The sequence below is a fragment of the Microbispora sp. H13382 genome (assembly GCF_014161445.1).
Classification (GTDB): Bacteria; Actinomycetota; Actinomycetes; order Streptosporangiales; family Streptosporangiaceae; genus Microbispora.
The window spans coordinates 441,364-453,345 of the sequence record NZ_JABBXA010000004.1 but is presented as its reverse complement, the minus strand read 5'-3'; the positions used below and the strand labels follow the sequence as shown (position 1 = coordinate 453,345).

The 11,982-nt window shown below is 71.3% G+C and carries 11 protein-coding genes; 1 reads left to right on the top strand and 10 read right to left on the bottom strand.

Going from position 1 to position 11,982, the window contains the following annotated elements:
• Positions 1-183 precede the first annotated feature (183 nt).
• From mltG to HHX41_RS11775, 7 genes are all read right to left on the bottom strand, one after another.
• Complete coding sequence (gene mltG, locus HHX41_RS11805) at positions 184-1,218, bottom strand: endolytic transglycosylase MltG (protein WP_169983110.1); 1,035 nt, start codon at positions 1,216-1,218, stop codon at positions 184-186.
• On the bottom strand, positions 1,215-1,718 hold the full coding sequence (gene ruvX / locus HHX41_RS11800) for a Holliday junction resolvase RuvX (protein WP_169983111.1): 504 nt from the start codon (positions 1,716-1,718) through the stop codon (positions 1,215-1,217). The genes mltG and ruvX overlap by 4 nt, the downstream gene beginning before the upstream one ends.
• Before the next feature lie 7 nt (positions 1,719-1,725).
• Positions 1,726-4,398, bottom strand: a complete 2,673-nt coding sequence (gene alaS, locus HHX41_RS11795; protein ID WP_182905965.1) for an alanine--tRNA ligase — start codon at positions 4,396-4,398, stop codon at positions 1,726-1,728.
• A gap of 1 nt (position 4,399) precedes the next feature.
• Entirely contained in the window at positions 4,400-4,669 is a 270-nt protein-coding gene (locus HHX41_RS11790; protein ID WP_169983113.1) for a hypothetical protein, read from the bottom strand.
• The gene (locus HHX41_RS11785) at positions 4,666-5,136 is read right to left on the bottom strand and encodes a DUF948 domain-containing protein (protein ID WP_182905964.1); all 471 of its coding nucleotides are present in this window, start codon (positions 5,134-5,136) and stop codon (positions 4,666-4,668) included. Before HHX41_RS11785 ends, HHX41_RS11790 begins: the two co-directional genes overlap by 4 nt.
• Positions 5,137-5,271: 135 nt before the next feature.
• Positions 5,272-6,591: a replication-associated recombination protein A gene (locus tag HHX41_RS11780; protein WP_182905963.1), complete on the bottom strand. Its 1,320-nt coding sequence runs from the start codon at positions 6,589-6,591 to the stop codon at positions 5,272-5,274.
• Positions 6,592-6,607: 16 nt separating this feature from the next.
• A complete protein-coding gene (locus tag HHX41_RS11775; protein WP_169983116.1) occupies positions 6,608-7,075 on the bottom strand; it encodes a DUF2231 domain-containing protein in 468 nt (155 codons plus the stop codon).
• 224 nt (positions 7,076-7,299) lie between these two features.
• Between HHX41_RS11775 and HHX41_RS41700 the strand changes: the two genes are divergently transcribed.
• On the top strand, positions 7,300-8,217 hold the full coding sequence (locus HHX41_RS41700) for a peptidylprolyl isomerase (protein WP_182905962.1): 918 nt from the start codon (positions 7,300-7,302) through the stop codon (positions 8,215-8,217).
• Between the two features lie 59 nt (positions 8,218-8,276).
• Here the strand turns inward: HHX41_RS41700 and aspS are convergent, their stop codons facing one another.
• Genes aspS through HHX41_RS11755 form a run of 3 tightly spaced genes read right to left on the bottom strand, consistent with a single transcriptional unit; the run spans position 8,277 to position 11,964 of the window.
• Complete coding sequence (gene aspS, locus HHX41_RS11765) at positions 8,277-10,028, bottom strand: aspartate--tRNA ligase (protein WP_169983118.1); 1,752 nt, start codon at positions 10,026-10,028, stop codon at positions 8,277-8,279.
• Positions 10,025-11,281, bottom strand: coding sequence for a histidine--tRNA ligase (hisS, locus tag HHX41_RS11760; protein ID WP_182905961.1), 1,257 nt, complete (start codon positions 11,279-11,281; stop codon positions 10,025-10,027). Before hisS ends, aspS begins: the two co-directional genes overlap by 4 nt.
• The gene (locus HHX41_RS11755) at positions 11,281-11,964 is read right to left on the bottom strand and encodes an MBL fold metallo-hydrolase (RefSeq protein ID WP_182906010.1); all 684 of its coding nucleotides are present in this window, start codon (positions 11,962-11,964) and stop codon (positions 11,281-11,283) included. The genes hisS and HHX41_RS11755 overlap by 1 nt, the downstream gene beginning before the upstream one ends.
• Between the last annotated feature and the right edge of the window lie 18 nt (positions 11,965-11,982).

Here is an 11,982-nt window from a genome sequence, read left to right as displayed (position 1 = left end):
TCTCGGTACGAGAGGCCTCCCGTCAAGCGAGTGTGCCAAACCGAGGGGGTTCGGGACAGGGGGTTCCGCGGGGGGCGTTCCCGATATATGGAGCCCCGCCCGGGGGCGGCGGGGCCGTGCGGACGCACCGGGCGCGCTCCGGAACCCCGCGGGCCGGCGCCGCGCGGATGCCCCGGGAGGCGATCAGTTCGTCCCGAGATACCTGTTCAGCTCCTCCCGATATTTCCTGAACTCAGCCTCTTTGTCAGTGAATTTGGTGATTTTACGACGAGGATCAGTGGTCACGAACCAGTACCACGTGCCTTCGGCAGGATGGAGGGCGGCGACGAGCGCGCTCTCTCCCGGGTTGCCGATGGGTCCCGGCGGCAGGCCCGTCCGCGCGTAGGTGTTGTACGGCGAGTCGACCCGCGTGTCCTCGTTGCTGACTTTGAGCGTGTGGCGGTCCAGCGCGTAGTTGACCGTGCTGTCCATCTCCAGCTTCGCTCCGCGCGCGAGACGGTTGTACACCACTCTGGCGATCTTGGGGTAGTCGGCGGGGACGCCGCCCTCGGCCTGGACGATGCTCGCCACCGTCACCGCCTGCTTGGGCGTGAGCCGCACGCGCGGCGCCAGCTCCTCCAGCCGCACCTTCCGCGCGGCGACGCGGAACCGGGCCACCATCTTCCCGAGCAGGTCGACGGCGGTCATCCCCGGCTCGATCTCGTACGTCGCGGGGAACAGGAACCCCTCGGCCGTCCCCTCGGCGTACGCGGGCAGGCGCAGCCGACCGGGCTCGGCGACGGCCTCGGTGAAGTCCTTCAGCGGGATGCCGGTCCCGTCCGCGAGGGTGCGGAGCACCTCGCTCGTGCGTAGCCCTTCGGGCACGGTGACCTTGCGCACGACCTTGCTGGCGGGCGCGAGCAGCAGGTCGAGGGCATCGGCGGCGGCCATACGGCGCCGCAGGACGTAGCGGCCCGGGCGCAGGCTGCTCTCCTTGGAGCGCGTGATCACCTGCTCGATGAACGACTGGGCGCTGGCCACCACGCCGGCGCTCTCCAGCGTCTTGCCGATCTCTCCGGCGCTCGTGCCCGGCGTGATCTCGACCGTGACCGTCCCCGACCCGCCGCCGGAGTAGTCGGGGGCCTTGTCGGGCTGCCCGACGACCTCGTGCACGCCGTACGCCACCGCCGCCGCGACCAGGGCGAGCGCCCCGGCCACGACGGCCGCGGTCCGCCTCACCGTGCGGTCCCGCCGCTCGCTTCCTCACCGGGCCCGGTGCCGGGCCGCGGTGGTTCGAGAGGTCTGCCGGGGGGATTGCCGGTGGCCCGCTCACCGTCGAGCGCGGCCTGCAGCAGCACGACGGCCGCCGCCTGGTCGATCACGTCGCGCTGGTTGCGGGCCTTCACGCCGCTGGAACGCAGGCCCTGCTGGGCGCTGACCGTGGTGAGCCGTTCGTCCACCAGCCGGATCGGGACCGGAGCCATCCGGGCGGCCAACCGCGTGGCGAAGGCCCGTGCCGCCTCGGCGGCGTGGCTCTCCCTGCCCGACAACGACGTGGGCAGGCCGACCACGATCTCGATCGCCTCGTGCTCGGCGGCGATCTCCGCGATTCTCGTCAGGTCGCCCCGGCCACGCCGTACGGTCTCCACCGGCGTGGCCAGCAGACCCGACGGGTCGCTGCGGGCCACGCCGATGCGGACGGAGCCGACGTCGACCCCGATCCTGACGCCGTGCCTCATCGGCCGCTCACGCCACCACGGAGGAGATGGCCTCCTCGACCGCGCGAAGCGCGTCGCCGATCGCCTCGGGCCGCGTGCCGCCGCCCTGGGCCACGTCGTCCTTGCCGCCACCGCCACCCCCGAGTGCCTTGGCGGCTACGCCGACGAGCCGGCCCGCCTTCAGGCCGCGCTCGCGTCCCGCCTCGTTGACCGCGGCGACGACGACCGGCCGGTCGGAGGGGACGCCGGAGACGACGACGACCGCGGCGCGGTCGCCAGGGAACCTGCCGCGCACATCGAGGGCGAGTTTACGCAGGTCGTCAGGGGTGGTGCCATCAGGCGCGCGGTGGGTCACCACGGAGACGCCCTGGACGTCGCGGGCCTGCGCGGCGAGCTCGCCGGCCACCGCGAGCACCTGGGCCGAGCGCAGCTTCTCCAGCTCCTTCTCCGCCGTCCGCAGCCGGGTGACGATGCCCTCGATGCGCTCGGGCAGCTCCTCGCGGCGGGTCTTCAGCTGCTCGCTGAGCTGGGCGACCAGCACGCTCTCGCGGGCCAGGAACCGGAACGCGTCGATGCCGACGAGCGCCTCCACGCGGCGCACGCCCGCGCCGATGGACGACTCGCCCAGCACCTTCACCAGGCCGAGCTGGCCGGAGCTGGCCACGTGCGTGCCGCCGCACAGCTCTCGGGAGTAGTCGCCGACCTCGACCACCCGCACCTCGTCGCCGTACTTCTCGCCGAACAGCGCGAGCGCGCCCATCGCGCGGGCCTGCGCCTGGCTGGTATAGAAGGCGTTGACCTTGAGGTCGTTGATCAGGACGGCGTTCACCTCGTCCTCGACGTCACGCAGCATCGACGGGGAGACGGCCCCGGCCGCGGTGAAGTCGAAGCGGAAGCGGCCCGGGGAGTTCTCCGAGCCCGCCTGGGCCGCCGACTCGCCGAGCGCGTTGCGGAACCCGCGGTGCACCAGGTGGGTCGCGGTGTGGCTGCGGGAGATCGCCCGGCGCCGCTCCAGGTCGATGTCTGCCTGCGCCTGGTCGCCGACGCGCACCTCGCCGGCGCGCACCTTGCCGCGGTGCACGACCAGGCCGGCCACCGGCGACTGGACGTCCACGATGTCGATCTCCGCACCGCCGGTGCGGATCACGCCCTGGTCGGAGAGCTGGCCGCCGCCCTCGGCGTAGAACGGGGTGCGGTCGAGCACGACCTCCAGCGTGGTCCCCGCGCCGGCCGCCGGGACGGACGCGCCGTCGACGAGCAGGCCGATGACGGATCCCTCGGCGGTGGTGTGGTCGTAGCCGAGGAAGTCGACCTTCCCGGCCTTCTCCAGGATGCCGGTGAACACCGAGATGTCGGCGTTGCCGGTCTTCTTCGCCGCGGCGTCGGCCTTGGCGCGGTCCCGCTGCTCCTTCATGAGCCGGCGGAAGCCCTCCTCGTCCACCTGGAGGCCCTGCTCGGCCGCCATCTCCAGGGTGAGGTCGATCGGGAAGCCGTAGGTGTCGTGGAGCTGGAACGCCTGGTCGCCGCTGAGCGTCGAGGCGCCCTTGCGCTTGCTCTCCTCCACCGCGACGTCGAAGATCGCCGTTCCGGTGCGGAGCGTGCCGAGGAACGACGCCTCCTCGGCATCGATGACCGTGTGGATGTTGGCGGCGTCGGCCCTGAGCTCGGGGTACTGCTGGCCCATCACGTCGATGGTCACGGCGGTGAGCGCGTGCATGTGCCGCTCCTCGCCCGCGCCGAGCAGGCGGAGGTTGCGGATCGCGCGGCGCAGCATCCGGCGCAGCACGTAGCCGCGGCCCTCGTTGGACGGGAGCACGCCGTCGCCGACGAGCATGACGCCCGCCCGCATGTGGTCGGCGATCACCCGCAGCGACACGTCGGCGCGCTTGTCGCGCCCGTAGCGGGACCGGGTCAGGTCGGCCGCCGTGTCGAGGATCTTGTACGTCGTGTCGATCTCGTAGATGTTGTCGACGCCCTGCAGGATGGCCGCCATGCGCTCCAGGCCCATGCCGGTGTCGATGTTCTTGGCCGGCAGCTCGCCCGCCACGTCGAAGTCGATCTTGCTGCGGACCTTGCTGAGCTGGAACTGCATGAAGACGAGGTTCCACACCTCGAGGTAGCGGTTCTCGTCGGCGATCGGCCCGCCCTCGCGGCCGTACTCCGGGCCGCGGTCGTAGTAGATCTCCGAGCAGGGGCCGCCCGGCCCGGGGACGCCCATGTGCCAGTAGTTGTCGGCCAGGTCACGGCGCTGGATGCGGTCGAGCGGCAGCCCCACCTTGCGGTGCCAGATGTCCTGGGCCTCGTCGTCGTCCAGGTAGACGGTCGCCCACAGGCGGTCCTCCGGGAAGCCGAAGCCGCCGTCGGACTCGGGCCGCGTCAGCAACTCCCAGGCGAACGGGATCGCCTGCTCCTTGAAGTAGTCGCCGAAGGAGAAGTTGCCGAGCATCTGGAAGAAGCTGGCGTGCCGGGTGGTCTTGCCGACCTCGTCGATGTCGAGGGTCCGCATGACCTTCTGCGCGCTGGTCGCCCGCCGGAACGGCGGCGTCTGCTGCGCCAGGAAGAAGGGCTTGAACGGGACCATCCCCGCGTTCACCAGAAGCAGTGTCGGGTCCTCGGCGACCAGGCTGGCCGAGGGCACGACTGTGTGCCCGCGCTCCTCGAAGAAGCGCAGGAAGCGGCGCGCGATCTCTGCCGACTCCATTTCAGCGGCCGTCCTTTACGTCGTAGATTCTGTTCTTGCCTGTGGTGGTTCCAGCAACCGTGCCGAGTCCGAACTCGGCGCGCAACTCGGTTTCCCTGCTCGCCGACAGGCGGCGCACCTCGCCGGCGAAGTCCCTGAGCTGGTCGGCGAGGGTCACCGCGCGATCAGCGGTGCGCCTGGCCACGTGGTCGGGCCGCAACGACTGAAGCTTACGCATCGTCCAGACCGTCACAAACGCGCCCAGGGACATGTAGAAGAGCCGCCGGATCATCCGCGTCCCCTTCCGATCGCCCGGCGCTCCGCGGCCCGCTCGGCCGCGTGCCGCTCCCTGATCCTGTCCCCGGTTCGAGGGCCGCCGCGGGCGACCCTGCGGGCCGGGACCCTGCGGGCGCCGCGCCGGGCCAGCGCCAGGCGGAAGCCGTCCCGGAAGGCGGAGATCTTGAGCACCGGTCCGGCGAACAGCGTGGACGCCACCCCGGTGATCCTCACCATGTTGCCGCTGACGTCGCGCATGTTGTCCGTGATCTCCTCGGCCGCCACCAGCCGCCGGTTGGCCTCGGAGACGGTCTGGCTCATGTCGTCGAGGAGCGGGGCGATGCGGTCGCTCAGCTCGGCCACCGACTTGCGGGTCTCGGTCAGCAGTCTGGCCAGCCTGACCAGCACGACGACCATGAAGCAGACCAGGATCACCCAGAAAATGGCGACCACGAGGCCCGCCAGCTCTCCCGCGGTAAGCATGTGCCGATCTCCCTAGATCAACGGAGCTGGAATGGCAAGACCTTATCGCGAACGACCTGCCCGCCGTTCCGCACCACACACACGGGGGCGCTCCGCGCCACACACCGGGCGCTCCGCATTCCACACCCGCGGAGGTCAGCCTCCGCGCAGGAAGCTCCGGATCTTCGCCCAGCGCTCGGCGAACCGCGCCTCCGCGCCGTGCGTGGTCGGCTCGTAGTAGCGGCGCTCCCGCAGCTCCTCCGGCGCGTAGTCCTGGCGGACGAGGCCGTGCTCGAAGTCGTGCGGGTACTGGTAGCCCCTGCCATGGCCGAGCTTCTTCGCGCCCGGGTAGTGGGCGTCGCGCAGGTGGCCGGGGACGCGCCCCACCATGCCGCGCCGCACGTCGTCGGAGGCCGCGCCGATCGCCTTCACGACCGCGTTCGACTTGGGCGCGAGCGCGCAGTGGATGACGGCCTGGGCGAGGTTGATCCTGCCCTCGGGCAGGCCGATGAACTCCACGGCCTGCGCGGCGGCCACCGCGACCTGCAGGCACGTGGGGTCGGCCATGCCCACGTCCTCACTGGCGAAGATCACGATCCGGCGGGCGATGAACCGCGGATCCTCCCCCGCCTCAACCATCCGGGCGAGGTAGTGCAGCGCCGCGTCGGCGTCCGAACCCCGCATGCTCTTGATGAACGCGCTGACGACGTCGTAGTGCTGGTCGCCCTGCCGGTCGTAGCGCACGGCCGCCTTGTCGACGGCCTTCTCCACGACCTCGATCGTGACCTCGGCCGCGGCCCCGTCGGTCAGCATCGCGGCCGCCTCCAGGTAGGTCAGCGAGCGCCGCGCGTCGCCGCCGGCCAGCCGTACGAGCTGGTCGAGCGCGTCGGGATGCAGCGTGACGCGCCCGCCGAGGCCGCGCGGGTCGGCGACCGCGCGCTCCAGGACGGTGCGGACGTCGTCTTCGGTCAGCGGCTCGAGCGTGAGCAGCAGCGAGCGGGACAGCAGCGGGGAGATGACCGAGAAGAACGGGTTCTCGGTGGTCGCGCCGATGAAGGTGACCCAGCGGTTCTCCACGGCGGGCAGCAGCGCGTCCTGCTGCGCCTTGTTGAACCGGTGGACCTCGTCCACGAAGAGCACGGTCTGCCTGCCGGACATGCCGAGCTCGCGGCGCGCCTGGTCGATGGCGGCGCGCACGTCCTTGACCCCGGCGGAGACGGCCGAGATCTCGACGAACCTCCGCTTGGTGGCGCCCGCCACGACGTACGCCAGCGTGGTCTTGCCGGTGCCCGGGGGCCCCCACAGGAACAGCGACATCGGGGCGTCGCTCTCCACCAGACGGCGCAGCGGCGTGCCGGGTCCCAGCAGGTGCCGCTGGCCGATCACCTCCTCCAGCGAGCGCGGCCGCATGCGCACGGCCAGCGGCTCCTGGCCCCGGTGCGCCTCCTCCGCGGCCGAATCGAACAGGCTCTCCACGTCGCCGACACTACCGTCAGCCGCCCCACACGGCCGTCGCGCCCGTGTGCCCGGTCCGTACGGCGTAGTAGCCGACGACCACGGCGAGGATCACGGCGGCGGCGGACACGACCAGGAGGCCCGCCCGCGATCCGGCGCCCTGCGGAGCGCGGCGGGCCCGGGTGAGCCACACCATCACCAGGGACGCGACGGTCAGGAGCGCGGTCACCGGAACGAGGACCTCGGCGAGCCCGGAGTGGACCTCGATCGCGTCGGAGGGCCGTCCCTGGAACATCCGGTGCTCCAGCGCCTCCCCGCTCTCCTCGGCCGCGAACACCGCGCCGAGCGCCACCACGGCGGTCGCCACCAGGGCCCAGTCGAGCTTGTGCCGCAGGCGGGGCAGCGCGGCGTACGCGATGGACAGCGCCGCGAGCAGCGGCGCGAAGATCACCGCCGCGTGGACGATCAGAGCATGGGCCGGGAGTCCGAAGACCTGGTCGAACATCGTGCATCGCTCCTGTGACGGCTACCGGGGGCGCGGATCGCGGGCCGCTCCCGGTATACGGATTCGATCGTCAGGAGGTTCCCAGGGAGATCTGAGAGCAAGATGAGCGCAGCCGGGGCAAACCATGGTGATACCCAAGGGACGCGTGCTTTACACGAAGCCGACGGGATCACGGATAGAGTGGCGCACCAGTCGTAATAAATGGGAAAAGGGAAGGCATAGCGGTGACCGACACTGATCGGCAGAAGCAACCGGCTTCGCGCGTGAGCACGGCCGGGCGCGCGACCACTGCACGTCGCCGCCTGGGGAGCACCCTCGGTGCCGGGCTCGGGCTCCTCGCGCTGGCGGGCGGCCTGGTGGCCTGCAGTGACGGCACGGCCAACGAGGCCAAGGCCACAGCCTCGGCCGGCTCTTCTGCGACCCCCTCGGACGGTCCCACCGTGACCGAGACCACGCTCGCGCCGGACGCGCCGACGGCCAGGCCCACCGACCTGCGCCAGATCTCCTGCACCTACCGCAAGGACGACTCGGGCAGCCCGACGAAGTCCGTGGGCACGCCGCCGAGCAAGCTGACCAGGAGGGTCATCCTGGCCAAGCAGATGATCATCACGACCAACCAGGGTGAGATCGTCATCGACCTGGCCACCAAGGACGTGCCGTGCGCGGTGAACTCGCTCGCGTTCCTGGCGAGTAAGAACTTCTACGACAACACCGTCTGCCACCGCCTCGCGACGGTGGAGACCGTCGGCCTCGGCATGCTGCAGTGCGGCGACCCCCTGGCCACGGGCAACGGCAAGCGCAAGGAGGACGGCTCGGGCGGCCCCGGCTACCTGTTCGACGACGAGAACCTCGGCGGCATGCCGCTCATCCGGGGAACCGTCGGACTGGCGCAGAACACGGAGGACGCCAACTCCAACGGCAGCCAGTTCTTCATCTCCTTCAGCGACGAGAACAGCCAGCTGACCGCCGCCGGCGGCGCGTTCACCATGATCGGTGTGGTGAGCAAGGGCATGAACGTGATCGACAAGATCGCCAGAGGCGGGATCATCCCGTTCAACGGCGACCCCACCGCCGACGTGCGGGGCGAGGGCTCCAACGCCCCGAAGAAGAAGGTCGTGATCAAGGACGTGGCCATCGTCTGAGCGGCCCCGGACGCACGACGGCCCCCGCGACCGGTGTCGCGGGGGCCGTCTCGCTTCTACTACTGCGCGGACTCGGGCTTGTCGGCCTTCGGCGTGGCGTCCACGCCGGCCTCCTTGCGCTGGTCCGGGCTGATCGGGGTGGGCGCCCCGCTCAGCGGGTCGAAGCCGGACGCCGTCTTCGGGAACGCGATCACGTCCCGGATCGACTCGCCGCCCGCCAGCAGCATGCAGACGCGGTCCCAGCCGTAGGCGATGCCGCCGTGCGGCGGCGGGCCGTACTTGAACGCCTCCAGCAGCCAGCCGAACTTGCTCTCGGCCTCCTCCTTGGAGATGCCGAGCACGTCGAACACGCGCTGCTGCATCTCCGCGCGGTGGATACGGATCGAGCCGCCGCCGATCTCCATGCCGTTGCAGACCATGTCGTACGCGTACGCCAGGGCCTCGCCGGGGTTGTCCTGGAAGTTGTCGGCCCACTCCGGCTTGGGAGAGGTGAACGGGTGGTGGACCGGGGTCCAGCCGCCCTCGCCGTCCTCCTCGAACATCGGGGCGTCGACGATCCACAGGAACGACCACTGCGACTCGTCGATCAGGTCGCAGCGGCGGCCGATCTCCAGGCGGGCCGCGCCGAGCAGGTCGCGGGAGGCAGCGCGCGCGCCGGCCGCGAAGAAGATCGCGTCGCCGGGCTTGGCGCCGGTCGCCCCGGCGAGGCCGCCCAGCTCGCTGTCCGACAGGTTCTTGGCCACCGGGCCGCCCAGCGTGCCGTCCTCCTGCACCAGCACGTACGCCAGGCCGCGCGCGCCGCGCGACTTGGCCCACTCCTGCCAGGCGTCGAGCTCCTTTCGGGTCTGCGAGGCGCCGCCCGGCATGACGACCGCGCCCACGTACGGCGCCTGGAAGACGCGGAACGAGGTGCCGGAGAAGTAGTCCGTGAGGTCGGTCAGCTCGACGCCGAAGCGCAGGTCCGGCTTGTCGGAGCCGTAGCGCGCCATCGCCTCGGCGTACGTCATCCGGGGCAGCGGCGCCGGCAGCTCGTAGCCGATCGTCTCCTTCCAGATCCGCCCGATGAGCGCCTCGCCCAGCTCGATGACGTCGTCCTGGTCCACGAACGACATCTCGATGTCGATCTGGGTGAACTCGGGCTGCCGGTCGGCCCGCAGGTCCTCGTCGCGGAAGCAACGGGCGAGCTGGTAGTAGCGCTCCAGGCCGGAGACCATGAGCAGCTGCTTGAACAACTGCGGCGACTGCGGCAGCGCGTACCAACTGCCCGGCTGGAGCCGTACGGGCACCAGGAAGTCGCGGGCGCCCTCGGGCGTCGAACGGGTCAGGTTCGGGGTCTCGACGTAGACGAACCCGCGCTCGCGCATGACCTCGTTGGCGAGGTAGGTCGCCTGCGAGCGGATGCGCAGGGCCTCGGCGATCTTCTGGCGGCGGATGTCGAGGTAGCGGTACTTCAGCCGCGCCTCCTCCGACACGCCCGAGCTGCCCTCGATCGGGAACGGCAGCGGGGCCGACTCGCTCAGCACCTCCACCTCGGAGGCGACGACCTCGATCTCGCCCGTGGGCAGATCGGGGTTCTCGTTGCCGGCCGGGCGCTGGCGTACCTCGCCTGTGACCTTCACGCAGTATTCCGCGCGCAGGTCGTGGGCGTGGTCCTCCTCGCGGAAGACCACCTGGGCCGAGCCGGAGGCGTCGCGCAGGTCGATGAAGACCACGCCGCCGTGGTCGCGCCGGCGCGCCACCCATCCGGCGAGCGTCACCTTCTGGCCCGCGTGCTCCTTGCGGAGCGTGCCTGCCTCGTGGGTGCGGATCACGAGAGTTTCCCCTTCAAGAACTCGACGACCTCCGCGAGCGGAACCGCGGTCTGGTCGGCTGTGGTCAGGTCCTTCACTTGCACGGCTCCCGCCTCGATATCTCGGTCGCCGAGGATGAGCGCGTACCGCGCGCCGCTGCGGTCGGCGGCCTTCATCGCGCCCTTGACGCCACGGCCGCCGAAGGCCATGTCGACGGCGAGGCCGGCCCGGCGCAGCTCGCTCACGAGCGGGAACACCCGCCGCCTGGCCTCCTCGCCGAGCGGTACGGCGAACACCTCGACGCCGCGGGGCCGCTCGGCGAGCAGGCCCTCGGCCTCCATCGCGAGCACCGTGCGGTCCACCCCGAGGGCCCAGCCCACGCTGGGCAGCGCCGGGCCGCCGATCTGCTCGCTCAGCCCGTCGTAACGCCCTCCCCCGCCGACCGCCGACTGGGCGCCCAGGCCGTCGTGCAGGAACTCGAAGGTCGTGCGCGTGTAGTAGTCGAGGCCGCGCACGAGCCGGGGGTCGTCCTCGTACGCCACGCCGGCGGCCGTCAGCAGGCCCCTGACCTCCTCGTGGTAGGCCTTGCAGGCCCCGCACAGGTGGTCGGTGACCAGCGGCGCGCCGTCCAGCTGCGCGCGCACCTCGGGACGCTTGTCGTCGAGCACGCGCAGCGGGTTGATCTCGATCCGGGTGCGGGTGGCCTCGTCGAGGTCCAGGCCTCGCAGGAAGTCCTGGAGCGCGGCGCGGTAGGCCGGCCGGCACTCCTTGCAGCCGAGCGAGTTCAGCAGCAGCCGGACGCCGCTTAGGCCCAGCGAGGCGTAGCCGTCCATCGCGAGGACGATGAGCTCGGCGTCGAGCGCCGGGTCCTCGGCCCCCAGGGCCTCCGCTCCCACCTGGGAGAAGTGGCGGTAGCGGCCCGCCTGGGCCCGCTCGTAGCGGAAGTAGCTGCCCGAGTACCAGAGCTTGATCGGCAGCGGCCCGCCGTACAGGCCGTGTTCGAGCACGGCCCGCATCACGCTCGCCGTGCCCTCGGGGCGCAGCGTCAGCGACTGCCCGCCCCGGCTGGTGAACGTGTACATCTCCTTGGTCACGATGTCGGTCGACTCGCCGACGCCGCGGGCGAACAGCGCCGTGTCCTCGAAGGCCGGCGTCTCGACGTAGCCGTAGCCGGCGCGGCGGGCCGGCGCGGCGAGGGCGTCCCGTACGGCGAGAGCCCACTCCGAACGCGGGGGCATCCAGTCGAAGGTGCCCTTGGGCGCCTGAAAGGTCATCACAATCCCCTGGTCGGGCCTGCGTGCGGCGCGACGTCCCTGAGGAAGGGGTTGGTCGCGCGCTCGCGGCCGATGGTCGTCTGAGGTCCGTGGCCGGGCAGGACCATGGTCTCGTCCGGCAGCGTCAGCGTCTTGGCGAGGCTGCGCAGAATGGCGGCGTAGTCGCCGCCGGGCAGGTCGGTACGGCCGATGGAGCCGGCGAACAGCAGGTCGCCCGCGAACAGGACCTCGGAGTCCTCGAAGGGCGTCCGGAACGTCACCGACCCCCAGGTATGGCCCGGCCTGTGCTCGACCGTGAGCTCCAGCCCGGCCAGCGACAGCACGGCCCCGTCGGCCAGCTCCCGCACGTCGTCGGGCTCGGAAAGTTTCAGCCCGCCGAACACCTGGCCCGCCTGCGGCGGGAACCCCTTCGCCGGGTCCGACAGCAGGTCGCGGTCTTCGGGATGGATCCACGCGGGCACGTCGCGGGCGCCGCACACCGGCGCCACCGACCACACGTGGTCGATGTGGCCGTGGGTGAGCAGCACCGCGACCGGCTTCAGCCGGTGCTCGCGCAGCAGCGCGTCGAGATCCTCCACGGCGTCCTGACCTGGGTCGATGACCACGCACTCCTCGCCTGCTGCGGGAGCGACGACATAACAGTTGGTCTGGAACGACCCTGCGGGGAACCCGGCGACGAGCACGGAAGCGGCCTCTGCGTC

Coding starts and splice junctions, on each gene's coding strand:
- HHX41_RS11785 (WP_182905964.1), bottom strand. CDS start 5,136: ATGCTTACCGCGGGAGAGCTGGCGGGCCTCGTGGTCGCCATTTTCTGG.
- HHX41_RS11790 (WP_169983113.1), bottom strand. CDS start 4,669: ATGATCCGGCGGCTCTTCTACATGTCCCTGGGCGCGTTTGTGACGGTC.
- hisS (WP_182905961.1), bottom strand. CDS start 11,281: ATGACCTTTCAGGCGCCCAAGGGCACCTTCGACTGGATGCCCCCGCGT.
- ruvX (WP_169983111.1), bottom strand. CDS start 1,718: ATGAGGCACGGCGTCAGGATCGGGGTCGACGTCGGCTCCGTCCGCATC.
- HHX41_RS11775 (WP_169983116.1), bottom strand. CDS start 7,075: ATGTTCGACCAGGTCTTCGGACTCCCGGCCCATGCTCTGATCGTCCAC.
- alaS (WP_182905965.1), bottom strand. CDS start 4,398: ATGGAGTCGGCAGAGATCGCGCGCCGCTTCCTGCGCTTCTTCGAGGAG.